Source organism: Nocardioides zeae (genome assembly GCF_030818655.1).
Lineage (GTDB): Bacteria > Actinomycetota > Actinomycetes > Propionibacteriales > Nocardioidaceae > Nocardioides > Nocardioides zeae_A.
Genome location: NZ_JAUTAN010000001.1, coordinates 177,382 through 203,213, shown reverse-complemented (window position 1 = coordinate 203,213; position 25,832 = coordinate 177,382). Strand labels below are relative to the sequence as shown.

Annotated in this window: 24 protein-coding genes and 1 pseudogene; 11 read left to right on the top strand and 14 right to left on the bottom strand. The window is 67.6% G+C overall.

Going from position 1 to position 25,832, the window contains the following annotated elements:
- Positions 1-17: 17 nt before the first annotated feature.
- Both QE405_RS00875 and QE405_RS00870 read right to left on the bottom strand, forming a co-directional pair.
- Complete coding sequence (locus QE405_RS00875; RefSeq protein WP_307198344.1) at positions 18-722, bottom strand: response regulator; 705 nt, start codon at positions 720-722, stop codon at positions 18-20.
- A complete protein-coding gene (locus QE405_RS00870; protein WP_307198343.1) occupies positions 715-2,391 on the bottom strand; it encodes a sensor histidine kinase in 1,677 nt (558 codons plus the stop codon). The genes QE405_RS00875 and QE405_RS00870 overlap by 8 nt, the downstream gene beginning before the upstream one ends.
- Before the next feature lie 64 nt (positions 2,392-2,455).
- Between QE405_RS00870 and QE405_RS00865 the strand changes: the two genes are divergently transcribed.
- The 8 genes and pseudogenes from QE405_RS00865 to QE405_RS00830 all read left to right on the top strand — a co-directional run bounded on the left by QE405_RS00865 (position 2,456) and on the right by QE405_RS00830 (position 8,805).
- Complete coding sequence (locus tag QE405_RS00865) at positions 2,456-3,472, top strand: Bug family tripartite tricarboxylate transporter substrate binding protein (protein ID WP_307198342.1); 1,017 nt, start codon at positions 2,456-2,458, stop codon at positions 3,470-3,472.
- Between the two features lie 64 nt (positions 3,473-3,536).
- Positions 3,537-4,097, top strand: a complete 561-nt coding sequence (locus QE405_RS00860) for a tripartite tricarboxylate transporter TctB family protein (protein ID WP_307198341.1) — start codon at positions 3,537-3,539, stop codon at positions 4,095-4,097.
- Positions 4,098-4,107: 10 nt separating this feature from the next.
- The gene (locus QE405_RS00855) at positions 4,108-5,658 is read left to right on the top strand and encodes a tripartite tricarboxylate transporter permease (protein WP_307198340.1); all 1,551 of its coding nucleotides are present in this window, start codon (positions 4,108-4,110) and stop codon (positions 5,656-5,658) included.
- The gene (locus QE405_RS00850; protein WP_307198339.1) at positions 5,655-6,053 is read left to right on the top strand and encodes a universal stress protein; all 399 of its coding nucleotides are present in this window, start codon (positions 5,655-5,657) and stop codon (positions 6,051-6,053) included. The genes QE405_RS00855 and QE405_RS00850 overlap by 4 nt, the downstream gene beginning before the upstream one ends.
- Before the next feature lie 150 nt (positions 6,054-6,203).
- Positions 6,204-6,548, top strand: a pseudogene (locus tag QE405_RS00845) (SRPBCC family protein); the annotation flags it as partial.
- A 51-nt stretch (positions 6,549-6,599) separates the two neighbouring features.
- Entirely contained in the window at positions 6,600-7,580 is a 981-nt protein-coding gene (locus QE405_RS00840) for a squalene cyclase (RefSeq protein WP_307198338.1), read from the top strand.
- 183 nt (positions 7,581-7,763) lie between these two features.
- Positions 7,764-7,892 carry a hypothetical protein gene (locus tag QE405_RS00835; RefSeq protein WP_307198337.1) on the top strand — a complete coding sequence of 43 codons (129 nt, stop codon included), beginning with the start codon at positions 7,764-7,766 and terminating at the stop codon, positions 7,890-7,892.
- Positions 7,893-8,019: 127 nt separating this feature from the next.
- The gene (locus QE405_RS00830) at positions 8,020-8,805 is read left to right on the top strand and encodes a hypothetical protein (RefSeq protein ID WP_307198336.1); all 786 of its coding nucleotides are present in this window, start codon (positions 8,020-8,022) and stop codon (positions 8,803-8,805) included.
- Positions 8,806-8,841: 36 nt separating this feature from the next.
- Here the strand turns inward: QE405_RS00830 and QE405_RS00825 are convergent, their stop codons facing one another.
- From QE405_RS00825 to QE405_RS00800, 6 genes are all read right to left on the bottom strand, one after another.
- Positions 8,842-9,363, bottom strand: a complete 522-nt coding sequence (locus QE405_RS00825; protein ID WP_307198335.1) for a hypothetical protein — start codon at positions 9,361-9,363, stop codon at positions 8,842-8,844.
- Positions 9,360-9,548: a hypothetical protein gene (locus QE405_RS00820; protein ID WP_307198334.1), complete on the bottom strand. Its 189-nt coding sequence runs from the start codon at positions 9,546-9,548 to the stop codon at positions 9,360-9,362. The genes QE405_RS00825 and QE405_RS00820 overlap by 4 nt, the downstream gene beginning before the upstream one ends.
- Before the next feature lie 116 nt (positions 9,549-9,664).
- Positions 9,665-10,129: a hypothetical protein gene (locus QE405_RS00815; RefSeq protein ID WP_307198333.1), complete on the bottom strand. Its 465-nt coding sequence runs from the start codon at positions 10,127-10,129 to the stop codon at positions 9,665-9,667.
- 95 nt (positions 10,130-10,224) lie between these two features.
- Positions 10,225-10,968 carry a GAF domain-containing protein gene (locus tag QE405_RS00810; RefSeq protein WP_307198332.1) on the bottom strand — a complete coding sequence of 248 codons (744 nt, stop codon included), beginning with the start codon at positions 10,966-10,968 and terminating at the stop codon, positions 10,225-10,227.
- 235 nt (positions 10,969-11,203) lie between these two features.
- Complete coding sequence (locus QE405_RS00805; RefSeq protein ID WP_307198331.1) at positions 11,204-11,671, bottom strand: hypothetical protein; 468 nt, start codon at positions 11,669-11,671, stop codon at positions 11,204-11,206.
- Positions 11,668-12,315, bottom strand: coding sequence for a CDP-alcohol phosphatidyltransferase family protein (locus tag QE405_RS00800; RefSeq protein ID WP_307198330.1), 648 nt, complete (start codon positions 12,313-12,315; stop codon positions 11,668-11,670). Before QE405_RS00800 ends, QE405_RS00805 begins: the two co-directional genes overlap by 4 nt.
- Positions 12,316-12,493: 178 nt before the next feature.
- On the opposite strand from QE405_RS00800, the gene QE405_RS00795 reads away from it, so the two are divergent.
- The 3 genes from QE405_RS00795 to QE405_RS00785 all read left to right on the top strand — a co-directional run bounded on the left by QE405_RS00795 (position 12,494) and on the right by QE405_RS00785 (position 14,828).
- Positions 12,494-13,654, top strand: a complete 1,161-nt coding sequence (locus tag QE405_RS00795) for a sensor histidine kinase (RefSeq protein WP_307198329.1) — start codon at positions 12,494-12,496, stop codon at positions 13,652-13,654.
- The gene (locus QE405_RS00790) at positions 13,651-14,295 is read left to right on the top strand and encodes a response regulator (protein ID WP_307198328.1); all 645 of its coding nucleotides are present in this window, start codon (positions 13,651-13,653) and stop codon (positions 14,293-14,295) included. The genes QE405_RS00795 and QE405_RS00790 overlap by 4 nt, the downstream gene beginning before the upstream one ends.
- Positions 14,296-14,381: 86 nt before the next feature.
- Positions 14,382-14,828, top strand: a complete 447-nt coding sequence (locus QE405_RS00785) for a hypothetical protein (protein ID WP_307198327.1) — start codon at positions 14,382-14,384, stop codon at positions 14,826-14,828.
- Between the two features lie 154 nt (positions 14,829-14,982).
- Here the strand turns inward: QE405_RS00785 and QE405_RS00780 are convergent, their stop codons facing one another.
- The 6 genes from QE405_RS00780 to QE405_RS00755 form a co-directional block, all read right to left on the bottom strand.
- Positions 14,983-16,956: a hypothetical protein gene (locus QE405_RS00780; RefSeq protein ID WP_307198326.1), complete on the bottom strand. Its 1,974-nt coding sequence runs from the start codon at positions 16,954-16,956 to the stop codon at positions 14,983-14,985.
- Positions 16,953-19,319 (bottom strand): sensor histidine kinase, encoded by a 2,367-nt coding sequence (locus QE405_RS00775; RefSeq protein ID WP_307198325.1) that lies wholly within the window; start codon positions 19,317-19,319, stop codon positions 16,953-16,955. Before QE405_RS00775 ends, QE405_RS00780 begins: the two co-directional genes overlap by 4 nt.
- A 76-nt stretch (positions 19,320-19,395) precedes the next feature.
- The gene (locus tag QE405_RS00770; RefSeq protein WP_307198324.1) at positions 19,396-20,208 is read right to left on the bottom strand and encodes a phosphoadenosine phosphosulfate reductase family protein; all 813 of its coding nucleotides are present in this window, start codon (positions 20,206-20,208) and stop codon (positions 19,396-19,398) included.
- Positions 20,205-23,726 carry a hypothetical protein gene (locus QE405_RS00765; RefSeq protein WP_307198323.1) on the bottom strand — a complete coding sequence of 1,174 codons (3,522 nt, stop codon included), beginning with the start codon at positions 23,724-23,726 and terminating at the stop codon, positions 20,205-20,207. The genes QE405_RS00770 and QE405_RS00765 overlap by 4 nt, the downstream gene beginning before the upstream one ends.
- A complete protein-coding gene (locus tag QE405_RS00760) occupies positions 23,723-24,682 on the bottom strand; it encodes a DUF4007 family protein (protein ID WP_307198322.1) in 960 nt (319 codons plus the stop codon). Before QE405_RS00760 ends, QE405_RS00765 begins: the two co-directional genes overlap by 4 nt.
- Positions 24,679-25,827 (bottom strand): cysteine desulfurase family protein, encoded by a 1,149-nt coding sequence (locus QE405_RS00755; RefSeq protein ID WP_307198321.1) that lies wholly within the window; start codon positions 25,825-25,827, stop codon positions 24,679-24,681. The genes QE405_RS00760 and QE405_RS00755 overlap by 4 nt, the downstream gene beginning before the upstream one ends.
- Positions 25,828-25,832: the final 5 nt, after the last annotated feature.

Genomic DNA, 25,832 nt, shown 5'->3' with positions numbered 1-25,832 from the left:
GACCGCCGACGCCGGGTTCAGTCCTCGCGCCGGTACAACCGCACGGGGCGTCCCGTGCCGCCGTACTGCAGCCGCGCCGTGAGCCGGCCCGTCTCGACGAAGTGCTCGAGGTAGCGCCGGGCACTCACCCGGGAGACGCCGATCCGGTCGGCGACGTCGCTGGCGGAGAGCTCCTCGCCGCCGGCCAGGGCGGACGCCACGGCACCGGCGGTCTCGACGGAGAGGCCCTTCGGCAAGGCGGCCCGGGCCCCCGGGGCGGGGGCGAAGACGGCGTCGATCGCGTCCTGCGTCGCGCGGGCGGCCGAGGCCTCGTCGGTGTCGATCGCCGCGAGCGCGGCGCGGCTGCGGCGGAAGCCCTCGAGCCGGGTCTCGAGGTCGCTGCGCTCGAACGGCTTGACGAGGTAGTGCGCCGCTCCGGCCGCGGCCGCCGCCCGGACGGTCTCGGCCTCGCGCGCCGCGGTCACCATGATGACGCCGACCTCGTTGCCCGCGCCGCGGAGACGGCGGAGCACGTCGATGCCGGAGGCGTCGGGCAGGTGCACGTCGAGCAGCACGAGGTCGGGGTGCAGCCGCTCGATCTCCTCGAGCGCCGCCCGCGCGGTGGCGGCGACGCCGACCGGGGTGAAGCCGGGCGCCCGCTCGACGAAGCGGGTGTGGATCGAGGCGACCATGAAGTCGTCGTCGACGACGAGGACGCGCAGGTCCGCGGCGGCATCAGGCACGGGCGCCGTCCTCGACGTCGGGGTGCGGACGGCCGGGCATGCGAGCAGTGAACACCGCGCCGCCCCCCGGACGCGACCCGACCGCCACCTCGCCGCCCCGGCGCTGGCAGACCTGGCGCACGAGGGCGAGGCCGATCCCCCGCCCGCCGACCCCGCCGGGCTTGGTGGACCAGCCCCGGTCGAAGATCCGCGCGCGGTCGGCCGGCGCGATCCCCGCGCCGGTGTCGCCGACCTCGACCCAGGCCGCTCCCGCGTCGTACCGGAGCCGCACCTCGACGACGTCCGCCGGACGGGGTCCCGCCCCCGTCGCGCGGGCGGCGACGACGGCGTCGACGGCGTTGTCGACGAGGTTGCCCAGCACCGTGGCGACGTCGGCGGCGAGGTCGGGGTCGAGCCGCGGCAGCGGTCCCGCCCCGGCGGTGTCGACCACCTCGATGGGCAGCCCGCGCTCCGCCGCGACGCTCACCTTCGCGACGAGGAGCGCGGCGACCTGGGGGTCCTCGACCCGGGCGCGCACGCCGTCGCTGATCTCCGCCTGGCGCCGCACGATGGTGCCGATGGCGGCCGAGGCCTCGTCGTACTCCTCCAGCTGCAGCAGCCCCGAGATCGTGTGGAGCCGGTTGGAGAACTCGTGGGTCTGCGCGCGGAGCGTCTCCGTCACGGACTCCCGCTCCCGCAGCTCGCTGCGCAGCGCGAGGAGCTCGGTGTGGTCGCGGAGCGTGACGACCACGCCGCCGGTCGCCCCGGAGCCGCGCACCCGGCGGCGGTTGACGACGAGGACGCGTCCGCCGATGACGAGGAGGGCGTCCTCGACCTCCTCCTCGGGCTCGTCCGCGGCGAGCAGCTCGGCCACCTCGGGCGGCAGGTCGAGGTCGGCGAGACGGTCGTCCGGACCGACCTCCGCCAGCCCCAGCAGCGCGCGGGCGGTGTCGTTGACGACGGTCACCCGGCCGTCGGCCGCGACCCCCACCAACCCTTCGCGGAGGGAGTGGAGCAGCGCCTCCCGCTGGTCGGCGAGGGCGGAGATCTCGGCGGGCTCCAGGCCGCGGGTACGCCGCTTGATCAGCCGCGACAGCACGAACGACCCGACGCCACCGAGCGCGAGGCCGAGGCCCAGGAAGACGAGGAGGTCGGGCACCGAGCGCTCGACGAGCTGCGACCACGAGGGATAGGTCTCCGCGACCATGACGATGCCGACGAGCGCGCCGTCGTCGTCGAGCACCGGCACGAGGGCGGCCAGGGAGTGCCGGTCGCGCTCGTCGACGTCGCCGCTCCAGACCCGGCCCTGCAGGATCGAGCGGTCACCGAGGTCGATCTGCTCGTCCTCGAGCGTCGGGTCGGGCCCGATCACCTGCCGGCCGTCCGCGTCGGTGAGGTAGACCGCGTCGGCGCCGAGTCGGTTCTGCACCTCGGTGGCGTAGGACGCCAGGGCCTCCGTCGCCGGGTAGCGCTCCTGCAGCTCGTCGCGCACGACGGCCGTGTTGGCGAGGCTCTCGGCGGCCTGCCGCAGGCGGCTGCCGCGCTCGTCGCGGAACGAGGTCTCGGTCTGCTGCAGCGTCACGAACCCCGCGACCCCCAGCACCATCACGAGCACGCTGAGCTGCAGCACGAGGAACTGCCCGGCGAGCGTGAGACGGGGACGGCGCGCGCCGACCGCGGGTGACCACAAGTTCCGAAACCTCCGTTACGCGCCTAAGCGTGACGCCGCCCACAAGCAGGGTGACGATCACCACATGAAGCAGCCATTCTCCCGTACGTCGCGGCTCACCCGCATCACCGGCGCGACCGTCGCCGGCGTGATGGTGGCGGCGCTGGCGAGCGCCTGCGGGGTCACCCGCGGTGGCTCCGGGGACGACTACACGGTCTACATCCCGAACAGCCCCGGTGGAGGTTACGACCAGACCGGCCGGGCCGCCGTGGCGGCCATGGAGCGCAACGACCTGACCGACGGCGACTTCGAGATCAACAACATCATCGGCGCGGGCGGCTCCGTGGCCATGTCCCGGCTCATGAACGCCGAGGGCGACGAGCACCTGATGATGTACATGGGCCTCGGCGTCGTCGGCTCCCTCTACTCCAACGGCAACGACGTCCGGCCCCAGGACGCGACGCCCATCGCCAAGCTCATCGAGGACCAGGAGGGCGTCCTCGTGCCGGCGGGCTCGCCCTACGCGACGTTCGACGACTTCATCGAGGCCTGGCGCGCCGACCCGGGGTCCATCGTCGTGGGTGGCGGCTCGTCCGTCGGTGGCCCCGACCACCTCTTCCCGATGCTGCTCGCGCAGGCGGCAGGGATCGACCCCAAGGACGTCCGCTACGTCGTCTACGACGGCGGCGGCCCCCTCACCTCCGCCCTGCTGGGCGACAAGATCCAGGTCGGCTTCTCCGGCCTGGGCGAGTTCGAGGGCCAGATCGCCTCGGGCGACCTGCGCGCGCTGGCCGTCTCCGGCGAGGAGCGCCTCGCCAACGACGTCCTCTCCGACGTGCCGACCGTCACCGAGTCCGGCGTCGACCTCGTCTTCAACAACTGGCGCGGCGTGCTGGCCCCGCCCGGCATCTCGGACGAGGCCCGCGACCGGCTCATCGAGCTCGTGGTCGAGATGCACGAGACCGACGAGTGGCAGCAGGCGATGGCCGACAACGGCTGGATCGACGCGCTGCAGACCGGTGACGAGTTCGAGCAGTTCCTCACCGAGGAGGACGCCCGCGTGGCCGGCACCCTCGACGAGCTCGGGCTGAACCTGTCGTGACCCCCGACCCCCACGCCCCGTCGCACCACCCCTGCCCCGACGCCCTCGGAGGAACGAGCCCGCGATGACCACCACCCCCACCGAGCCGGTCCGGCCGGCCACCACCGCCCCCGCGGTCGAGGGCACCCCGCCACCCGCTCCCGAGCGCGAGCGCGACCTGGCCCAGCTCGGCCTCGCCGCGGCGCTCGTCGTCATCGGCGCCTACACCGTCTACGACGCCTCCACGCTCGTCGTCGGGTTCGCCGACCCCGTCGGGCCCAAGGCGTTCCCGTACGTCATCGGCTCCGTGCTCGTCGGCCTCGGGGTCCTGCTCGGCCTCGCGGCCCTGCGCGGCGACGTACCCACCCCGGAGGACGGGGAGGACGTCGACCTCACGCAGCGCTCCGACTGGCTGACCGTCGCGAAGCTCGTCGGCGTGCTCGTGCTCACCATCGCGACCGTCGACTGGCTCGGCTGGGCCGTCTCGGGCGCGATCCTCTTCGCCGGCGCCACCTGGTCGCTCGGCTCGCGCACCTACGTGCGCGACCTCCTCATCGGCGTCGTCCTCGCGGTCGGCAGCTGGTACGGCTTCTACGTCGGTCTCGGCATCCCGCTCACGCCGGGTGTCCTCGACGGGATCCTCTGAAAGGCGCGTCATGGACTCCCTGTCACTCCTCGCGGACGGCCTCGCCACGGCCATCACGCCCGAGAACCTCATGTGGGCCGCGATCGGCGTGCTGCTCGGCACGTTCGTCGGCGTGCTCCCCGGCATCGGCCCCGCCATGGCGGTCGCCCTGCTGCTGCCCGTCACCTTCGGCCTCGAGCCGACCCAGGCCTTCATCATGTTCGCCGGCATCTACTACGGCGGCATGTACGGAGGGTCCACCACCTCGATCCTGCTCAACACCCCTGGTGAGTCCGCCTCGGTGATGACGGCGCTCGAGGGCAACAAGATGGCGAAGAAGGGACGGGCCGCCCAGGCGCTCGCCACCGCCGCCATCGGCTCGTTCATCGCCGGCACGATCGGCACGATGCTCGTCGTGTTCTTCGCCCCGGCGCTGGCCGGGGTGGCCGTGAAGATCGGTGCGCCGTCCTACCTCGCGATCATGCTGATGGCGATGGTGCTCGTGACCAGCGTGCTCGGCTCGTCCCGGCTGCGCGGCTTCATCGCGCTCTTCATCGGCCTCACGATCGGGCTCGTCGGGCTCGACATGAACACCGGCCAGCCGCGCCTGTCCTTCGACCAGCCGCTGCTGGCGGACCGGCTCGACATCGTCGTCGTCGCGGTCGGCATCTTCGCCCTCGGCGAGGCCCTCTGGGTCGCCGCCCACCTCCGTCGCCGTCCGCTGTCCGTCATCCCCGTCGGCCGCCCGTGGATGGGCCGCGACGACTGGGGCCGCTCGTGGAAGCCGTGGCTGCGCGGCACCGCCCTGGGCTTCCCGTTCGGCGCCGTGCCGGCGGGTGGTGCGGAGACGCCGACCTTCCTCTCGTACGTGCTGGAGAAGCGCCTCGCGAAGCGGGGCCACGAGTTCGGCAACGGCGCCATCGAGGGCGTCGCCGGTCCGGAGGCCGCCAACAACGCCTCGGCCGCGGGCACGTTCGTGCCGCTGCTCGCGCTCGGCCTGCCGGTCACCGCGACCGCGACGATCATGCTGGCGGCGCTGCAGGGCTACGGCATCCAGCCCGGCCCGCAGCTCATGACCGAGCACCCGGACCTGGTGTGGACGCTGCTCGCCAGCCTGCTCATCGGCAACACGCTGCTGCTCGTGCTCAACCTGCCGCTGGCGCCGCTGTGGGCGAAGCTGCTGCGGATCCCGCGGCCCTACCTCTACGCGGGCATCCTCTTCTTCGCCTCGCTGGGTGCCTACACGGCGAACCAGCAGCCGTTCGACCTGTTCCTGCTGCTCGTCTTCGGCCTGCTCGGCCTGGCGATGCGCCGCTTCGGGCTGCCGGTGCTGCCCCTCATCCTCGGCGTCATCCTCGGCCCGCTGATGGAGACGAAGATGCGCGAGGCGCTGGCGATCTCCGGCGGCGACCCCGCCGGGCTCGTGGACGAGCCGCTGGCGGTCGTGGTCTACGCCGTGATCGTGCTGCTCGTCGTGGTGCCGCTGGTGCTGGGGCGGGTGCGCCCGCGCCGTACCCCCACCGAGGCGGCGGTCGAGACCCCCGCCGCCGACGAGCCCACCGAGAAGGAGACCGTCCGATGACGACCGAGACCGTGCTCATCGCCTACACGCCGGACGACTTCGGCCACGCCGCGCTGGAGCACGGCATCGTCGAGGCCCGTCGCCGCTCGGCGCGGATCGTGGCGGTCAACGCGACGCGGGGCGACGCCCTCGTCGACCAGCGGTTCGCCGACGACGGGGAGGTCACCGCGCTCGAGCGGGACCTCGCCGCGTCGGGGATCGACCACGAGGTGCACCGCGTCATGGCGCCGGACGTCGCCGAGGCCGTCCTGGAGGCCGCCGAGAAAGCGGCTGCGACGGTGATCGTCGTCGGCCTGCGGCGTCGCTCCCCCGTCGGGAAGCTCGTGCTCGGCTCGGTCGCGCAGCGGGTGCTGCTCGGCGCCGACGTGCCGGTGCTGGCGGTGAAGCCCGCCTGACCCCCCGCGGGGCCTTGAGGGTGCAGACTCGCGGTCATGACGTCCTCGCGCACCTTCTCGGAATCGATCGTCGTCGCGGCCTCGCCGGAGGAGGTGTGGGACGTCGTCTCCGACGTCACCCGCACCGGCGAGTAGTCCCCCGTCTGCCGCGCCTGCTGGTGGGACGAGGGTGACGGACCACGGGTCGGGGCGCACTTCACCGGCCGCAACGAGACGCCCGACCGAACGTGGGAGACGCGCTCCGAGGTCGTCGTCGCGGACCCGGGTCGGGCCTTCGGGTGGGCCGTGAACGACCGACGGGTGTTCTGGGCCTACACGATCGAGCCGGTCGACGGCGGCTCGCGCCTCACGGAGTCGTGGGAGTTCACGCCCCGCGGGCAGGAGTTCGTGACCGAGAAGTTCGGGCCCGCGGGGGTCGAGCTGCGCGAGCAGATGGCGCGCGAGGGCATCCCGGTGACGCTGGCGGCGATCAAGGCGGTCGTCGAGCGGGCGTGAACGCAGCCACGGGGGTGTCGTCGGGCGTCGCGGTCACCTAGCGTCGGCGCCATGGTGGAGATCGACCCTGCGACTCGCCTCTGGCTCCTCGACACCGATCCCGCCCTCCGGTGGCAGGTCGAGCGCGATGTCCTCGACCTGCCCGAGGAGCGGTGGCAGGCGACGCGGCGCCGGGTTAAGTCGGAGGGGTGGGGCGCGCGCCTCCTCGCCCTGCAGGACGACGACGGTCAGTGGGCGGGCGGCGCGTTCTTCCCCGCCGACATGGACGAGGCCCGCTTCCAGACCGAGGGACAGCCGTGGACGGCTACCACGTGGTCGCTCAACGCGCTGCGCGAGTGGGGCGTCGACGCGGGAGCGCTCCACGGCACGGCGGACCGGCTGGCGGCGAACAGTCGCTGGGAGTACGAAGGACTGCCCTACTGGGGCGGCGAGGTCGACTGCTGCATCAACTCGTGGACGCTCTCCAACGGGCTGTGGCTCGGCGCGGACGTCGACGGCATCATCGACTGGTTCCTCGAGCACCAGATGGAGGACGGCGGGTGGAACTGCGCCTGGGTCGAGGGCTCGACGAGAGGCTCGTTCCACTCGACGCTCAACGTGCTCAAGGGCCTCCTCGACCACGCGGTGGTCACCGGCGACGACGAGCGGGTGCGCGCGGCGCGGCGCGCCGGCGAGGAGTACCTCTTGGCCCGACGCCTCCACCGCCGCCTGTCGACCGGTGAGACCGTGGCGCCGTGGGCGTTCACCGCGCTGTACCCCTTCCGGGCCTACTACAACGTGCTGAACGCTCTCGACCACTTCCGCGCGGCGGCCCTGCACGACCGGCGCCCGCCCGACCCCCGGCTCGGGGAGGCCGTCGCGCATGTGCGCAGGGCCCGGCGGCCGGACGGACGGTGGACGACGGAGGGGCGGCACCGGGGGGAGGAGTGGTTCCCCATCGACGCGCCGAAGGGCGAGGCCTCCCCGTGGCTGACCCTCATCGCCCTGCGCGTGCTGCGGTGGTGGGACGCCGCCGGCGGAGCGACACGGTGACCGACCTGGCTCCCCGAGAGCGACTAGCAGGAGTACGACGGCCCCCTGCCCCAGGAGCCCAGCAGCTCGAGCGCATCGAGCCCACCGCACGAACATCACGCTGAGCGCTGTCTAGTCCGGACCTCGCTCCGCCCCACGGGCGGGGGCGCTGGCTGGTAGAAGGCACCCCATGACACTCGAGCTGTGGCTGGCCCTCCTGTGGTCGTCCTCGTCGTCGCCGTGGTAGCCGCTCGCAAGGGACGCCCCGCTCTCGCCGCAACCGTCGCGATCGTGGCGGTGGCCGCAGCCGTGGTGGTCGTCGTCTACCGCTGACGGGCGGCGCCCGATCAGTGCGGTGACCTGCTGAGCCGACGGGTGCTCAGCGAACCACCGCGTCACGTCGGGCACGTGCAGCGCGCTCCCACCTGGTCGGGTGGGCGGCCTCCGTAACCTCGATCGCATGGAGCGCACGCAGACCGGCTCGAGGCCGCACCCCCGCCAGCGACGGCTCGCCAACGCGGTGCTGGCCGCCGCGGTGCTGCAGGTGGTCGCACCGATCGCGACGATCAGCGGACCCGGCGCCTCCCCCGGCAGCGGGTCCGGCGCGGAGCTGCTCATCACCCCCGTGGGCTGGGCGTTCTCGATCTGGGGCGTCATCTACGCGCTGGCGATCATCCAGGCCGTCTCGACGATGGTGAAGCGCGACCGGCGCGTGCCGCTGCGGCTGCAGCTCGACCAGATCGGGCTCTACCTGGGCGGCACCCTGTGGATCCTCATGGCCGCGCTCGACAGCAGCACCGCCACGTTCGTGGCGCTCGCGCTCATGTTCGGCTTCGCCGTCGACGGCGTGCTGACGCTGGCGCGCACCGGTGACGAGCTGGCTCCCCGTGGCCACCGGACGCTCACGCGGATCGCCTTCGGTCTGTACGCCGGCTGGGTCTCCGCCGCCTTCTTCCTCAACCTCTCGACCGCGCTGGTCGGCTGGGGCGTCGTCGAGGCGGACGCCGTCGGCTGGCAGCTCGCGGTGGTCGCCGTCGCGACCGTCACGCTGGTGGCGCTGGTGCTCGTCGGGCGTCTCGCCGCGTACGCCGCGGCCGGCCTCTGGGCGCTGCTCGGCATCGCCGTGACGGGTCTGTCGGACGGGACCGACTCCGTGGTGGTCGCAGCGGCGGTCGCGGCCGTCGCGTTGCTCGTCGCGGCGGTCGTGGGGCTGCGGCGGGGTGGGGCGGTCGGGCACCGGGCCTGAGCTCCGTCGGGCTGGAGGGACGGGCGGTCCGAGGGGTCAACCGCCGGCGGTGGTGACGGAACCGTCCGCATTAACCGTCAGCGCGCCGATCCCCGGCGCGTACAGGATCCACTCCGCCATCTCGTCCTCGGTGTCGGCCTGCTCGCCCTGCGGCCTGTCCTCCGCCTCCGGCGGCAGCGAGGACAGGACGACGCCGTTGTCGAGCGCCAGCTGGATCGCGGGCCCGGCCAGGCGTACCTCGATGACCGCCGCACCCGAGACGATGTCTGCGCCGCTCGCCATCTGCTCACGCGGGTCGTCGGAGGTCGCGACCACGCGACCGGCCGCGCGGATCTCCCACCCACATCCGTAGAACCAGAGGTGGTACGTGCCGTGGTCGCGCCGATCGCCCGGGGCGCGTGGCGCCGGTGGCCCGATCTCCACCTGCAGGAAGGACCCGACCCCGATCCGCGCGTCCCAGGTCGGCAAGCCGACGAGGCCCGCCAGCGCGCCGTGCAGCAACGGCAACGGCGACCCGCCGTCGCGGTGGGGCCGACCCGCGACGCTGTCAGGACTCATCCCCGGTCGGGCTGCTCACTCTTGGCGCGCTTCGACGCACCGACGATCGCCGCCACCACGACAGCACCGATGATGAGCAGGAAACCCGCGAACCCCCACGGGCCCGACCTGCCCAGGAAGTACCCCACCAGCCCGAGGACGACGACCAGGCAAGCGTGGAGCGCAAGGCGGGCTGCTCTGGGCATCGGTGCTCCTCGACCTGGGCTGCATCGAACTGCCGCGCGACCTTCCGCGCGGCCACGACACCGTAGGCATCCCCGCGTGAACCCGGCACCGACGCGCCTGCCCCGGGTCGCTGCCCTCAGAGCTCGCGGATCGGTACGAGCCGCACGGCGGACCACTCGACGGGCAGTGCCGACGCCGGTTCCGTACTCCGGATGAGCACGGTGTCGTGGCGGTCCGCGGACCTCACCACCCGGTCGGTCCGCTGCGGGCTCCGAGCACACGCCTCGTAGACGTCGGTCGCGTCCGAGGCGCACACCGACACGAAGGGCGGGCCCTCGGCCCTCGCGGCGAAGCGCAGCTCGACGGTCCAGGTGCCGTTCATCTTCGTCACGCTGGCGTTCCGCACGAGGGCATAGCCGTGCGGGAGGTGCTGTGGCACGACGACCAGGAGACCGCTCCCCTGCTGGACGTCGGTCAGGAAGGCGACGTCGTCGTCGCCGTACGCACCATCGACGGCGCCGGGGCTGACCGCAGCAGCGATCACGACACCGACGGCGGCCACCCCTCGGGCGAGCCCCGCATCGCGACGTCGACCGCGCACGAGACCCCCTACGTGAGAGCGCTACCGGACCGGGCAACCCCACCACACGAGGCCGCGCCACGCCACCGTGTCCAGACCTCGTTCCCGCGCGCCCCTCAGACGCCGAGGGTTGCCAGCACGTCGACGGCCTCACGCAGCTCCAGCGCGTTCCGGTGGCAGCACTCCAGCGCCGTGAGCTGCTCGCTCGTGACAGCGCCGACGCTGCCCTCGATGAGCAGCTCGAGGAACCCGAGGATGCTCGTGAGGGGGGTCCGCAGCCCGTGCTGCACCCGCGCCAGGGGTTCCAGCGGTACGGCGCCGCTGAGCCGCGCCAGCCGTTCGTGCCGCGCCATCGCGAGCATCGCCACGACGAACTCTGCCGCCGAGGCCAGCGAGCGCATGACCTGGAGGTCGAGGGGCGTCCACGCACGCGGATGCGGCGTGACGACGCAGACAGCGCCCAGGACCGTGCCCTGCGGACCTCGGAGCGGGAATCCCGCGTAGGCACCGACGCCCAGGCGGCTCCACTTGCCGGGGTCGCCCGCACCGGCGGCGACGTCGGCGTCGACGTAGGGCTCCCCCGTCATGACGACGTGCTTGCACAGCGAGTCCGAGAGCGGAACCGGGTCGGGCTGCTCCCGCGCTGGATCCGCATCGGCCATGCTCACGACGATCTGCCGGTCTGCGGTGATCGCCGTGACCATCGCCGTGGCGTCGGCGCCCAGGGCGGTGCGCGCCACGTCCGTGAGGGCGTCCAGGGCCTCGACGACGGGCGAGTCGAGCAGTCCTGACGACTCCAGGTCGGCGAGACGTTGCGGCGACGTGATCGCGTCGCTGGTCGTGCTGTCGACACCGGACACGGTGCCCCCTCTGTTGACGAGCTGGTCACCCCGAGAACGCCGTTGCTTGACGGGCGGGTCGAGCAGCACCACTGCGCGAAACTCTAACGTTCAACCTTCAGGTGTGCGGGGCGTTGCTGAAGTCCACGCCGATCGGCGCGGTCGTCGACACGACCTCGTCGTGCACGACCTCGTCCACCAGGCACGGCGCCGAGGTGGATGAGCTCGGCGCCGCGGAGCGCGGGGCCGCGGCGAGTCAGGACGAGGTGACGGCGATCAACACGGGAACCGCGATCGCGCTGAATCGAGCGGTCCGCCCGATGAAGCACAGCACCGCGAAGCCGCGGACCGGCTGCCCAGCAGCACCCGCGGCCACAGTCACGAGAGCCAACGGGGGCAGTCCGATCGCGGCTGAGGTGAGCACGAGCGGGCGTGCGGTGCGCCGCTCGGACAGAGCGCGTTGAACACGGTCGGCCCACGTGCCTGATGTCAGCGCCTGGAGTCGGGGGCCTGCTCTGAACCGCCTGGTGCCACGCCGTGCTGCCTCGAACAGGAGCACCTTGCCCCCGGTCTGTCCGACGGCCAGCGCAACGACGACGAGAATGACCGCCCAGGGATGGCGAGCTGTGGCGGCTGCGGCGTAGACCTCGGCGTTGACCAGCGGCAGCAGCGCGGAGCTGACACCGACGGTGAGGCCGACCAGGACGGCGATGACCGCGCTCAAGAAGGTCCACCTGCTCCGGCTGCCCGAAGCATCGACTGCACCCGTGCCAGCGACCAGCTCTTCATTCCGATGAGCACCACCACCAGCGCCAGGGCGACCCAGGTCGCTCCGACCGCGACAAGCAGCACGACGCCGGCTGTGTTGAGGCACTTGGCCCCGGGCGACCAGTTCAGCCGGTAGACAGTGCGGTCGACTGCCGCGAAGTAGTTGGGGCTGACAATCGGCCAGCACAGAAAGGCCAACGACAGGATCGTGTCCAGCACCATGAAGGACAGGAAGAACGGCACGACGACGAAGGCGAGCTGCGGGTACTCGACGATCACCCCGATGCAGAGCACCGAGGTGCACGCGCGGTCACTGATGATGTCGAAGACGGCGCCGAGGCGCGTCTCTTGCTGCAGCCGACGCGCGGTCCAGCCGTCGAGCATGTCCCCGACCCAGTACACGGCGTAGGCGATGACCAGGAGCACGGGCTCGGAGTGGGTGAGGGCGATCGCAGCGACGGCCACCGCCGCAACCGTGCGGACGAGCGTCACGGCGTTGGCGACCGTGGCGACGCCGTCGGACAGGAAGGCGCTGGGGGGCGGTCCCAGGTCGACGTTCACGGAGGGTGCGGTCATCGGCGGAACGAGGAAGGTGGCCATGCACTCAGCCTGTCGAGGCGCCACCTCGCGCGGATGGGACCCGCGTCTGATCTCTGGGACCCAGCTGGTCGTAGAGCGAGCCGGGATCTGGTACCTCGGTACCAGATCCCGACAGATGACGACGCCCACCAGCCGCGCGGGGCTCCGTCAGCAGGTCCGTTCCGCCAGACTGCGATCCATGCACGCCGTGGGAGGACACGAGGTCCCCGCTCGATGGTCGGTCGGTGGACGACTGGCCCTGCCCGCTGGGGCACTCGCGATCTCCGTGGTGTCCCTGTACGTCGTGTCGCTCAACGGTCCGGGGCCCGTGCAGGTCAGCGGCATGGCGATCGTGGCCCTCTCCGCCACGGCGGCCCTCCTCCTCCGGCGGTGGTGGCTGTTGTCGGCGTCCGCTGCAGCGTTGGGCGGCGGCGTGGCCGTCGCGATGACCAGTGGCGAGTACTTCTCGTTCTGGCCCGCAGCCACAGCGCTGTTGGTGCTCTCATCGGCTGACGAGACCCGGGGCACCCGACGTACCGCTCCGGTCCTCGCGTGCATCGCCGGTGCACTCGGCGCGGCGGTGGCCGGGGTGCTTCCCGAAGCGAAGCCCGCGGCAACGCTGGTGCCGATCGGAGCGGCGACGCTCCTGGTGCTGCTCATCGCCCCCGCACGGAAGCTCGTCGGCGCGCTGCGCGACCTCGACGCTCGGTCGCGGGAGCTCGAACGTCAGGCACGAGCCAACGAAGCACGGCAGCGCGACCTGCAGAGGCGCAGCGACCTCGCACGAGAGCTGCACGACTCCCTCGGTCACCACGTCAGCGCGATCGTCGTCCAGGCCGAAGCGGGTCAGGTGCGGAACGCCGAGACCTCGCTCGTCGCCATCGCGGATCTCGGACGCCAGGCACTCACGGAGCTCGACGCCGTGCTCTTCGACCTCCGCGACGCGTCCGAAGTGAACCCGCCGGCCCCCCCTCGACAACCGATCGACCTGAACCAGATCGACTCCGCCCTCGCATCACCTCTTCGCGCCGGCGGCGTCCAGGTGGACGTCGAGATCACCACCGTCACGGAGGATCCCGACGTCGTCACGGCCATCTACCGCATCGCCCAGGAGGCACTGACCAACGTCATGCGTCACGCGGGAGCCGGGCACGTCAGGGTGCGGGTGCACGACGTCGACGCCCACGTGCTGGTCGAGATCGAGGACGACGGCGTGGGGCTGCCGGACCAGCTGCAGCGCCGCAACGGACTCCGCGGCATCCGCGAGCGCGCCGAGCAGCTCGGCGGACGCGCCACCTTCAGCTCCGGTCAGCGGGTCGGCACGCTCGTCGACGTGCGCCTCCCGAGGAGCGCCCGGTGACCCGCATCGCCATCGTCGACGACCAGGACCTCGTCCGAGAAGGGCTTTCCCTCATCCTCGGAGCCGAGCCCGACCTCGAGGTCGTCTGCGAGGCCGCCAACGGCTGGGAGTTCCTGCAGGCATGGGACGCCGGGGCAGGCATCGACGTGGTGTTGCTCGACCTGCGCATGCCCGTCCTGGACGGGATCGCCACACTCGCCGAGCTGGCGCGCCGCCCCCGTCGCCCGGCCGTCCTCGTCGTGACCACCTTCGACCGCGACACCCTGGTCGTCGACGCGGTCACCGCCGGCGCCGACGGATACGTGCTGAAGAGGAGCAGCAGGGCGACGCTCGTCCAGGCAGTGCGAGAGGTCGCCCAGGGTCGCTCGGTCCTGGCGCCGGAGGTCACCCGGGCTGTCCTCGCCAAGGCGCGCGCGCTCCCTTCACCGAATCCCGTCCAACTGCAGGCATTTCGCCTGACGCCCCGCGAGCAGGAGATCCTCGCGCTGGTCGGCAAGGGCCTCAGCAACCAGGAGATCGCCGAGCACCTGACCCTCTCCGAGCACACCGTGAAGACTCACCTCACCAGCGTGCTCTCCAAGACGTCGAGCCGTGACCGGACGCAGGCGGCCATCCTCGCCATCCGCGCCGGCATCTCCTGAGGAGAGACCGATAGATGCGACCCGGCTCCAGAACACACGACCGCCCGCCCGGGAACCCGGGCGGGCGGTCGTGTCAGAGGGCTGCTGTGGTCCTCGCGGGATGGTTGTCCAACCCGACCCCACCTCCACTCGAGCGAGCCATCAGGGCCTACCGCAACCTTGACCTCAGTTGCGCGACCCCCGTTACGACGCAGCGCAGGCAAGCGAAGCGTGCCATCCAGCTCGGTGCAGACCAGGTCGCTCGCCTGGTCGATAGCTACCAATCGGGTGCCACTGTCTACGAACTGGCGGCCCAGTTCGGCATCGACCGCCGCACCGTCTCGGCGCACCTGAAGCGGCAGGGAATTGCCACCCGCTTCCAGAGCCCCACTGAGCAGGACATCGACCAGATGATCCGTCTCTACCGAACCGGCCTCTCTATGGCTGCCGTCGGCAGACAGCTTGGCTTTGCGCCACGCACCGTGCAGCGCCACATCAAAGCGAGGGGTGTGCGGGCTCGCGATACTCACGGCCGAGACGTGTCCTCTGCTTGATCTGCGCATACTTCCAGAGCAGGTTCTTCTTGACCTTGCTTCGCCCGAAAAGGTGCATCCCCATCAACGCCGTAGTCGGAGGCGAGGTCGAGAACCCAAGATAACAGCAGGGTACCGCCCCGAGGATCGGTCAACCTGGCCACAACAGACACGCTCAGTTGGAGATCTCGTCGTCCGGAACGGCAAGGCCAGCCGCCTCGCGACTCGACACCGCGCGATCTGACTCCAGATTGCGAACCACCAGAACTAGGCAGCACCCCTTGTGATCACCGAACGCCGAACCGTCGTCCGGAATCGCCTGGTTCCAGGCAACAACGCCCAAAGGCACTGCTTTTCCAACGTTATCGGCTACCGACCCGACCGAACGGAACTTCAGGTCGATCGCATTCCCGAGCTCGATACCGGCAAAGATGGCCCTCCGCAGAGAGCCACCTTTGAGAGTTTCGAGCGACCGCCGCACATGCCGCGATACATCATCGGCAGTCAGGTCGTCCACCGCAGCCTGTAAGTCATCGCACTGATTCTCGGTGAGAACCAGTCTCATGCGGGAGTTCCCCCGATCGTCTCGCCCGACAAAACACACCGCCCCATCCCCGAGACTCGCCGCTGGCAGCAAAGCAGCTGAGTCCGAAGCCTGCACGTAGTATGCCTCTAGCTCAACCGCGAACGTCGCAGGCAGGTTGGACATCTGTCCGACTCGACCCAAATCAGCCAAAACCTTTTGCTGCAGTTCGAGGACATGCGCCTCCCGCAGTCGCGCCACAATAGAAAGCGCGCCCGAGCCCAGTGCCTCATCCAGGCGTCGGCGTGAAATGCTCTCGAGGTGTTTCACTGACCACGTCACGCCCACGAGTTCGCCGTTGATCCGCACAGCTGCGGTTCGCGCGCCACTCGTGTACTTCCAGGTACTGCGGTCCAAGCTTACAATCTCTCCCGCAAGCAGGAGGATTCGTGGGACGTCGTCGCGTTGCAGATCACAGGCCGGCGTCACTACCAAAAGCACGTCTTGATCGACGATATCACCTAAGACACCGCCCGCATCGATCTGGTCTGCGCTCTTGCTTGGAATGAGGAGGTCACCGAAAGCCACCTGCGAGCTTTTCGAGCCTGGGAGTTCCAACCTCTTCACGTGCTGAGCTAGCGTCCTCGCCACGATCTGCTGCAAATCGGTAGATCCAGCAACATACGGCGGAGGGTGCTCTGCAGTGGCAAAGTCATTCATCGCAACCGCTGCGTCGATGATTCCCGTCTGCCGCTCCAACTCATATTGCAAAACTCGGTCGAAAACGTCGACCAAGTAACTGCCGACCGGTTGACCCTCTGCATCCAGTAGGAGCTGCTGAACTTGGCCGATGTCCGATAGCCGGATTTTGCGCATCAACCTTATTGCCTCGTCGGCAGCGTCGCGAATCCCGGAATCAAGTTCGAATAGAAACCGCGATAGTTTCAGCGTATCCTCGGAATTGACAGCGAGCCGTTCCAACTGTGTCTCGAGACGAGTTGACTCAATGTCCGACTTCTCAATGATTCTAAAACCGGAGTCTACGAGTCCTACACTGTCGCGAAAGTCGTCCTTCTTGGACTCCAGGCGCCCGCTTCGCGACATGAGCAATACCAACGGCGGTCGCTCATGCCGAGCCGTGACCGCGTTCCGAAGCAAACTCTGGGACCGCTCGAACGATTCTTCATCTTGACTAGCACCAAGGTAGAGGTCAATGACCACCAAGTCAGCATCACTGACCGCCGTCTCGAAGTCCCGCCCGCGCTGCTCCACCGTCAGGCCCCAAGTCTCCAACTGCGACTTGAGCGCATCGACGTACTCCTGGTCACCAGCCTGGATCTCTAGGTATGAACGAAAAAGCTGCTCCCAGTTATCCTTCTGCAACCTCTCTCGTTCCAACCACACCAACTTGACGAACTCGTCCTGGGCTTCTGGATCGTGGGCATCGTCTGCAAACTGGGGATACAACTCGCGCAATAGGCGGTCATCCTCATCTGTCAGATCATCGAAGAACGTCGACCACGGCCCGTCACGTAGATCAGACGCCGTTGGCACCCTGTCGAACACGTCGTCTACTATCAGCGCTTTTTCTATGCCAGATGTTCGCAGTTGATTCACGAGCGTCATCGATCACCACCAGGTAGCGTGAGTACGAATCTGTGATGGCGCCCAGTCTCAGAATTCTTGACCTCCGAGAGTTCCAACGAACCGCCGTTGTACTCGGCAGCATCGCGGGCGATGAATAAACCAAGCCCCCTCCTCCTCTTTGTGTCCTTGAGCGAGAAGAATGGCTGAAAGATCTTATCTCTATTAACTGCCGACACCCCGCGTCCATTATCTTCGAAGGTGAGCGTAGGAGGGTTAGATTCAACGGCAATCTTAATGAGCGGGCGATGGCGCGATTCCCTCTCGGATCGCATGTCCATCCAGTAAATAGAGTTCGAGATCAGGTTCTCCAGGATCTGCACGATCATGCCTTTCACCGCCCGGATGCGGACAGCAGCGTCCAGATCCAATTCGACGCGAACCGAGTGGCGAGCGAACTGTGACTCATGCGCATCCATCGTCTCGCGGACCAAAGCGTCAAGGGAGAACACCTCGCGGCGCTGCCGGCCTGAAACACTCATGGGATCCAGAACGCGAACGCGCTTGCTGATGCTTATCATCTCGACCCGCAGGGTTGAGAGATGCGAGGCGACCTTCTCGGGCAGCTCGGCGCCTCGCAAGCGCTCAAGCGCGCGAAGAGAATTCTGCGTGGCGCGCGCTAGTTCGTGTGCAACTACCTCCACCATCAGGCCGACGCCAGCCATCTCGACCATCTGGCGACTCTCCTTTTCGACCTCGGCAATTCGCGCGTGGGCAGCCCGCGCGAATTCATCGAGCTCAAGCAGAGTCTGTTCGACCTGGATGACCGCTTGCCGCCCCTCCTTCGGCGTAACGGTTCGCAACTGACCGACCGCGACGCGGGCGGAAGTGCGCAGTTCCTCAACGCGGTTCTTCGCCTCCGACAAGTCGATCTTGGCGCTCTTGTGGGCACGCTCGACAGCTCGCATTTCAATCCCGAGGCGATCTTGGATCGAGTAGCGGACAATCTCAAGCAGGACGCGTTGTTCGGGAGTCTCCCGCAGCCCCTCGCGATTTGTTTGGTCGACCAACTGAGGGTTCTTCGTACGTGAGATGTTCACGCGCCCGACAAACTGCGTCTTGTTGAGCGAGTAACCCGAGCGTCGAAGCGCTCGTCTATCCAACTCGAGCCAATCGTCTTCTTCCTCACCGTAAGGGAAGACGCGGAACCCATCACGGAACATCAGAATTCCGGACCACTGATCCTGCTGGTCGCGAATAGCACGGCCGTCTCCCACTGAGTCGACGCGCGAAAGCCGACGCCGATTGAACCAGTGAATTTCGAACGAGAAATCGCCCACGGTCAACAGTGCGGCATCAGAGACCTCATCCCCCTTGCCAATCAGCGTCGACTGCAGGTCGGCCAATTCTTGGGTCAAGGAGTCTGCAACAGGGGGGTGCTCAAATCCCAGATCGAGCACCTCAACGGTTGTAGTGAGCAACGGCTGCCCATCCACAACCCGGTAACTACCCACGACGCGGGCATGGGCCGCATCAGTCAGCGTCCTCGGCATCGCCGGAATGTCCAAACGTGTTCCATTCCAAACTACTGCAACACGGGGACGCCTTCGAGCGTTGACGAAAGGATCGGTCAAACGACCGAACTCCTCGTTGCACATCTGTATGACCTTTTCAGCCGTCCAGTTTCCGGAGAGGTCGGACACTCGAATCCGAGTCCCCGATGAACTACGGTCACTTTTCTGGACGCCAGTACGAGGTGCGACTGGGATCTCCTCGATGAATGCGTCTAGTCGATCGAAGTCTTTCCAGTTGATCTCGAGAACATTCTCATGCCTGTCGCCGGCGCGACTCGTAGTGACCTGAAGCCTGTCCCCCAGCCGCATTGCCGAGAGCCGGCCAATCCCCTTCTCTCCGAGAAAAGGCGTGTTCGCTTCCCCAGACCTCAAAGCCACGTCCACGCCGGCTTTGCGCGACGGGGTTCCGATCACTAGGAAATTGTTGACCAGGTCGTCGCGCGACATGCCGTGCCCACGGTCAGACACCGTAATCGAATTAGCCTTCTCCTGGGCCCTTTCCATCGCGACGAGCAGCTCGTCAAGCGTAGTGGCTGCGCGCAACTCGGACAGGTACGTATGCCGGGCGTGGTCGCTGGCGCCGACGAGAAACCTTTCCTCGATACTAGAAATGAGTTGCTCGAGGCTCACGTCCTCGTCGACGGCCTCACGAATTTTTCTAGACGCTCGGACGTAGTCGTTCTGGGTCAGAACAACATCAAATTCAATGTCGACCCCCGCTTGACTGTTTGCGTCAAACCCGTTCTTGATCAACTCGTAGAACGCAATTATGTCGGAGCTGATGAGTTCAGCGCCAAGCTCGAGGACGGTCCGCGCGCTGACTTTGAACATCTGAAACCCCCTGAGCCCTGACGTACGTTCTCGATACAAGCTGCAAGTGACTGTGTTATCACGGTAGCAGCCATCGTTAGAGATGGCAGGCGAAACAGCCCGATGCGTCGTCGTCCTCGTCAAGTGCGCTTCCCATGACCTCGATCAGGGGCAGGTTCTTTCGGCTTCTGGCAGCTCGATCCATTGCCGCGGCGTGCTTGGTCAGGATCTCGTCTCGCCTCTCGAGCAGTTCCGGCAGAGTTTCCCCGTTGCTCCATGTGTACGTGCGACCCTTCATCGCGCGCTCTTCGTAGGACTCCTTGCCCTCGATCGCCACTGCCTGGTCGAACAGCTCAGGGTGATGCTCGGCGAGCCCGACCCACTCAGCCTTACGCTGGAAGAAGCAGAAATAGCAGCCAGACCTAGTCCGCCATTCGTAGTACTTCGGGAGACCGACTCCTGCTTTGTCGAGGATATCAACGACGCCAGCTTTATCGATACCCGCTTCCTTAAACGGGTACACGGCAGTGATGTTGGGCTTTGTGCTGATGTAGCCGTCGCGGTGCTCGTCCGCCCGGATAGCGACGTAGGAGATGGCGTGGTCGTCGCCAAGCCATTCCTCGAGTGGCTTGATCTTCAGCACCTTCGTGCACCATCGCATCTGAGGACTTGGTAGCGCCCCCTGGTAGACGTTCAGCCAGTGCTCGAAGCCGCGGGTGGAATTTAGGCGGGCAATCGACTTACCCAGAACCGCCTCCAGCTTGAGGAGGTACTCGTAGGTTTCCGGCAACTCGGCGCCCGTATCGCAGAAGAAGTACTCAATTTCGGGCTGTCGGTCCCGCATGTAAATCGCCAGAGCAGCGCTGTCCTTGCCTCCAGAGATCCCCATGACATGGCGAACCTTGCTCACGCGTGCTCCTCCTTGCGCTCGGCTTCCATTCGTTCGTTCACAGCACGGGGAATAGTGGCAGGCGCCCCCGACGCTCCGCGATCTTGCACCTCGGCCCAGAGGGCGAGGATGAAGGCGTTCAGCTCGTGCGAACCCTGCTCGAGATAGCTGTCGACGATGCGGCCTGCCTCGGCCCGCGCGCTTACGACGGCCGTCTCGTTGGCGACGACCAGCATCCCCTCCTCGGTGCCGTCCGCTCGAGTGATCGTGTGCCGCTGGGCAACGAAGCCCTCCATCGGTTCGACCACCGACTCGAAGTGCAGGATTTCTAGGCGCCCGATCGTTGAAGCCGCCGCCAGGAGGGTCGAAGAAAACCGCTCGCGATCGGCAGTTCGCCATGACACGGGAGGTCGCTCGCTCAGCGCCAGGCCCATAGCCTCTAGCCAGTTCTCATCATCGAGGCCGTCCGTCGACGCCAGTTGCACAAACGCCTGCAACTTGGGGTCCAGGATCTTGTCGCCGAGCCGGCGCCCAAGCGCTTGCAGGTCCGCACGAAGCTCAGAAATAGCCGGACTGAGGTTCAGCGCAGTCGACAGCGACTGACTAATCCAGCCGAGCATCGTTGCGTACGCGCCTTCTAGTTCACCGACCGCATCGCGGAGCCGCTCGACGAAGAGTTGGCCATCCTTATGCGACGTCCTCGTGGTGATCGGCTCCAGGCCGCAGGCCACAGGAAGAGTTACGAACAGGAGCTGATCCGGATCACGGGCAGCGAGGAGAGCGTCGCGCACCGCGATTGCCGTCGGCGACAACGTTGCGTCGTATCGGACGCTGTCCGGCAGCCGCCGAACCGTGCGCAGCAAGGGAGCGACAGCTTGCATCAAGCCCTGATTGCGGAGACCGGCAACTGAAGAGTTTCCGACGAGCTCAGCAACGAGGGCGTCGAGCACCCGCTGGCGACCACCTGAAACCGCGAAGTGCTTGATCAGGAAGCGCGCCGGCGACTTGACCATGCGTTCGGCGGCGTCTGCCGAGAAGTCGGGGAGGTACGTGCCGTCCTCGAAGATGGCCACGTCGTCCTTGTGCTCCAGCAGCGCCGTCAGGAGCAGGACAGGCAGCGGCCCATCGGTAACGCCGAACGGTGCGCGTCGCAGTTCGGCCATCAAGTCCGCCGCGGTCCGGGGCGACTCGGGCGAGGTCAGCATTGCCGACTGAAGCGCCTCGTAGGCGTAACGGAGTCGATTGCCGCGTTTGGGCGCCTGGAATGCCCAACCGCCAGCCTCCGTGGGGGTGGCCACATGCATGCCCGTCTCGTACAGGAATGCTTCGTACATCGCGCGCTCCGGACCGTAGCCCTCCAGTCCGAGTTTTTCCTCCGAACCATGTTCGATCATTGCCGTCATCAGTTCACGACGGGCCCTGGCTCCTTGCGAGGAAAGTTCGCGCCGGGCCAGCATCTCGTTCTTGATTACTGGGCTCTGCGGATAAACCAGGTCGCACACGTGACTGAGGATCGGCGAGATGGAGCTGCTGGCCGCAACGACAGTGCGCAATGGCTCGGCCCGATCGCCTCGGAGCAAGACGACTGCCACGTCCGCTCGCCGCGGATCGAAATGATCGGGGACGGCCTCAGAGAGTTGACGACTCAACAGGCTCGCGCGCTCGCGAACCTCGCGCCGAGCAACCCAGTCACCGTCCAACTCCGGCCAGTGCTGTACTGCGTCGACCGCGGCCGCCTCCAACACCAAGCTGCAGAGCGAGTCCACCTCTGGCACCGATAGAAGAACTACGGGCTGAGTCGAGGCAAGGAGACTCTTGCGTACCTGCGGGAGATCACCCTCGGGTCCGACGTGGTAGGCGACCCAACCGTCGGCGGCGGTCTGCTCTGTCGGCAGCCCACGCAGGTGGTCGACATACGCCACCTCGAAGTAGCGCAGCATGCCCACCTCCTGGCTGTGGCGTCCAGCAACCACGTGCCTCGGACCTTGACGCTCGGACAGCAGGTGAGCGATTGACGAGTCTTTGAGCCGATCCCGCTCTACCTGCATGGCCGCCGGGAGGTCGAAGTCGCTCCCCTGCCACAGCCTGAACTCGTCAGCGAATCGTCGGTACGCGAGAACCCCCCGTCCCACTAGGTCTTCGAGCGCGGCAGGCGCGCCGGTGCTCGTGGTGCGGCCATCACCGAGCGCCAGGCTCACGAGTGGCGCCGACGCGCGCAGAAGACCGCCCTGGCTGACCAAGTTGAGAAGACCGACGATCTTCAGGATCCTCTGCTGGTCGGCCGGGAGCGCTGACGCCTCGCATATCCGCGAGTCGATCTCCTGCCACCTTGACGCGCCGGTAGACGCCTGCAGCTGGCGAGCGGCACTCGCCACGAAAAAGTCGTAGACGTCTTCGAGGCCGACGGTGGGAAGATCGCGCTCACTCCAGCGAGCCGTTAGGAGGTACTCACCGAGCGACTTCGGCTCCGATCCTGCGAGGAATGAGAGCAGTGTCCGTCCGTGCTGGCCAAAGCGGGCACAAAGATCCGGGAGCGCAAGCACTGCGAGCGGATGTAGCGGGTAACAAAGCTCAAGCGTCTCGACACCGTTCGAGAACTCCGCACCCAGCCCGATCTCTTCCAGCCGAGGCATCGCGGCTTCGGCCCAAGCTCGCCGGGCCTTGCGGAACTTGGGGCTGGCTGACTCACTACCGATCGCCTTCGCGATCAGGCGCGCTACATCGTCGCTTGTCTCGCTGAAGGCCACGTCCTCGAATCGCCCCTGGACCTTTGCCCACTCGCGCCGTTCAAGCAGGCCGTGGGCTCGGGCGTAGTCGTCGAACGCAAGGTGTTGCAAGGTGAAGAAGAGGACAGTGCCTGCACCACTAGCAGCTTCCTCGGCCAGAGCCTGTAGCGCGAACAGATCCCCCTCGTCAGGACGGTCGGTAAAGTGCTCGAGGTTCTTGCCGAACTCGTCAATCAAGACGAGCACGGGGCAGGCTGCCGCTAGGTGGCGCAGCGCGGTGCGCAGTGTGTCCGGACGGGGGTCCGCTGTTGAGACCCTCAGCGCATTCGCGATCTCCCGTGGCAGGCGCTCCTCGCTCCCGAAATACTTGATGGCTCCGCGCGTCAGCGCGCGAGCCAGAGTCACGCTGATTGGCTCACGCTCAGCCGTTACAACGGCCGCAGCGAATCCTCCCGCCAGCTCCGATCGGTTGGCCAGAACCCGCGTCAGTCGATTCGCAAGCGCTGGATCGGAAGCACGCAAAATGTCAAAAGCCGGCTCACGGAGCGACGTCGAAGTAGGGGCCAGAAGGGCCCCTAGGAACAACGCGAATGACGACTTTCCGGTGCCGTAGGGGCCGGTAAGGGACCATGCCTTGCCTCGATCGCCCTCGAGCGTGCTCGCGACTCGGCTCAGAACGTCAAGCGCCCGCGCCGTCGGCAGGTAGTGCTTGACGCTCGCATCCGCAGTCAACTCGACGTTCGCAGCCCGAAGGTAGTGCGTCGATACCTGCAGTTCCTCAGCGAGCACGCCGCTCTGCTTCCTCTCGCTCATGCCGAAAGCCGGTTCAGGCGGCCGTCGTAGATCTGGGCCGCTACCCGTTCAGCGGTATTCGCAACGTCGTCCGTTGCGAGGGCCAGCTGCCTCAGACCACCAGCCTCGGTGAGTACGAGGTCATTCCGGCCTCTCGTGGCCTCGCTGAGCGCGGCGTACAGGTCGACTTCCCGTAGACCGAACGAACGCCCCGGTCCACCCGGATCAGTCGCCAGCCGGGCGACGCCAATGGCCCGGCTCTCGGGGGCATGCTGCGTCACATAGTCCAAGCTGGCGAAAAGCACAACGTGTGAGCTGAGCGTCGGTTTGGCTCCGTAGGCAACACGCCACTTGGAGTCCTCGTGACCGGCTCGCTCCAACAGTCCAAGTTCGCGGAACGGGCAGTCCAGCACGTCGTCCAAGGTTTGGCGGCCCTGGCCCCTCACAGTGTAAGTCCGGACAAGGCAGTCGACGTCCTTCTTGATCGACGCCGGCACGACAGCTGACCACTCAGCAGCCGATGCAAGATCACTCACCCGGGCCTGCAGCTCAGACTCGGTGAACGCCACCTGCGACATTGCGTTGAAGGCAACCCACCACGTCGGCGCCTGTGACGTCCTGCGCAGTAGCTGCCAGTGCAGCAGCCACAAGCTCTCCGGCCGTTCGAGGTACGGGTCCCAACCCTCATCGTCCAGAAGTGCTCGCCCAAAGCTGGACGGGACGATCAGCGGTACACGGGGACGCTCTGGGTTCGGGGCTTCCTGCAGGACCTTGAATGCCAAACCCCAATACCGGATGGCGTTGACCATGTTCTTACCGACCCCGAGCCGCACGGGGGCATCGGCGGACGCGAAGGTGCCGCCGCCCGGCCGGTTGGCTTCGTCATAAGCCTTTTTCAACCAACCGAATCGCGGATGGAACGTCTCGTGCCTCGCGAAGGAGGATCGGCACCGCTCTCCCATCATCAAGCCGTTCATGCCATCGCCTCCTCTACTTGCCTCGCGCTCAGATGCATAATCTGCACTGCTTGGTCGACATCGTCCTGCGTCGAATCGGTGCTCAGGCTGAATCTGATCGATGATTCGGCCTCGGCCCAACTAAGTCCCATGCCGAGCAGCACATGAGACGGTTCCGGAGCACCGGCGCGGCAAGCGCTCCCCGTGCTTGCGGCAAGGTCAGGAGCGCCTGACAACAGCGCCTCGGCCGGCAGACCGCCGAAACAGATGTTGCTGGTCCCGGGTGTCCTCGGGTGACTGCCACCGTTGACCTGCGCGTCTGGGACGACGGCCAAGAGGCGTTGTTCGAGGTTGTCGCGTAGCGCGGCGACGCGTTGGCGCTCCCCCTCGGCATGAGCCACGACAAGTTCGGCGGCGGCGCCGAGCCCGGCAACCCCAGCCACGTTGACTGTGCCCCCACGCAGGCCTCTCTCTTGGCCACCGCCGGGGACCAGCGGGACGATGAGCTGCTGCTGACGGAGACGTCGCGACACGTAGAGGGCACCGACGCCCTGGGGGCCATGCATCTTGTGCCCCGACAGGCTGAGGAGATCGACGCCGAGGTCATCGACATCTAGTTGGTCCCAGGGCGCCACTTGGGTCGCGTCGGAGTGCAACAACGCGCCGCTCTCGTGGCACATGTCGCTGATGGCAGCAATCGGCGCGACCACGCCCGTCTCGTTGTTGGCCGCCATTAACGTCACGAGTAGCGTGTCGTTGTTGATCGCAGCAGCGAGCTGGTCGAGTTGCGGCATCCCGCTGCAGTCAACGTCGACCAGCACGACCTCCCATCCCCGTTCCTGGAGGCGCTGAAGCGGTTCGAGCACGGCGTGATGTTCCCAGGTGGCGCTGACAATCCTTCGCCGGCCGGAGTTGTCTCCGGAGACCGCAGCTGCCGCCACGCCCTCGATGGCTAGCGAGTTGGCTTCCGTGGCCCCGGAGGTGAACGTGATCTCCGTCGGTGCAGCACGCAGCAGCTTGGCCACCTGGCCACGGGCCGTGTCGATCCACCCGCGAGCTTCATCCCCTGCCCAGTGCGCGCTGCCAGCGTTCCGCGGATCCGTCATCGCGGCCACCACGACGTCACGCACCTCCGGCGCAGCCCTCGTGGTGGCGTTCGCGTCCATGTAGA

Excerpts from the sequence above, each read along its gene's own strand:
- QE405_RS00865 (WP_307198342.1), top strand. The coding sequence starts at position 2,456 with ATGAAGCAGCCATTCTCCCGTACGTCGCGGCTCACCCGCATCACCGGC.
- QE405_RS00860 (WP_307198341.1), top strand. The coding sequence starts at position 3,537 with ATGACCACCACCCCCACCGAGCCGGTCCGGCCGGCCACCACCGCCCCC.
- QE405_RS00855 (WP_307198340.1), top strand. The coding sequence starts at position 4,108 with ATGGACTCCCTGTCACTCCTCGCGGACGGCCTCGCCACGGCCATCACG.
- QE405_RS00850 (WP_307198339.1), top strand. The coding sequence starts at position 5,655 with ATGACGACCGAGACCGTGCTCATCGCCTACACGCCGGACGACTTCGGC.
- QE405_RS00840 (WP_307198338.1), top strand. The coding sequence starts at position 6,600 with ATGGTGGAGATCGACCCTGCGACTCGCCTCTGGCTCCTCGACACCGAT.
- QE405_RS00830 (WP_307198336.1), top strand. The coding sequence starts at position 8,020 with ATGGAGCGCACGCAGACCGGCTCGAGGCCGCACCCCCGCCAGCGACGG.
- QE405_RS00825 (WP_307198335.1), bottom strand. The coding sequence starts at position 9,363 with ATGAGTCCTGACAGCGTCGCGGGTCGGCCCCACCGCGACGGCGGGTCG.
- QE405_RS00820 (WP_307198334.1), bottom strand. The coding sequence starts at position 9,548 with ATGCCCAGAGCAGCCCGCCTTGCGCTCCACGCTTGCCTGGTCGTCGTC.
- QE405_RS00800 (WP_307198330.1), bottom strand. The coding sequence starts at position 12,315 with ATGGCCACCTTCCTCGTTCCGCCGATGACCGCACCCTCCGTGAACGTC.
- QE405_RS00795 (WP_307198329.1), top strand. The coding sequence starts at position 12,494 with ATGCACGCCGTGGGAGGACACGAGGTCCCCGCTCGATGGTCGGTCGGT.
- QE405_RS00780 (WP_307198326.1), bottom strand. The coding sequence starts at position 16,956 with ATGACGCTCGTGAATCAACTGCGAACATCTGGCATAGAAAAAGCGCTG.
- QE405_RS00775 (WP_307198325.1), bottom strand. The coding sequence starts at position 19,319 with ATGTTCAAAGTCAGCGCGCGGACCGTCCTCGAGCTTGGCGCTGAACTC.
- QE405_RS00765 (WP_307198323.1), bottom strand. The coding sequence starts at position 23,726 with ATGAGCGAGAGGAAGCAGAGCGGCGTGCTCGCTGAGGAACTGCAGGTA.
- QE405_RS00760 (WP_307198322.1), bottom strand. The coding sequence starts at position 24,682 with ATGAACGGCTTGATGATGGGAGAGCGGTGCCGATCCTCCTTCGCGAGG.
- QE405_RS00755 (WP_307198321.1), bottom strand. The coding sequence starts at position 25,827 with ATGGACGCGAACGCCACCACGAGGGCTGCGCCGGAGGTGCGTGACGTC.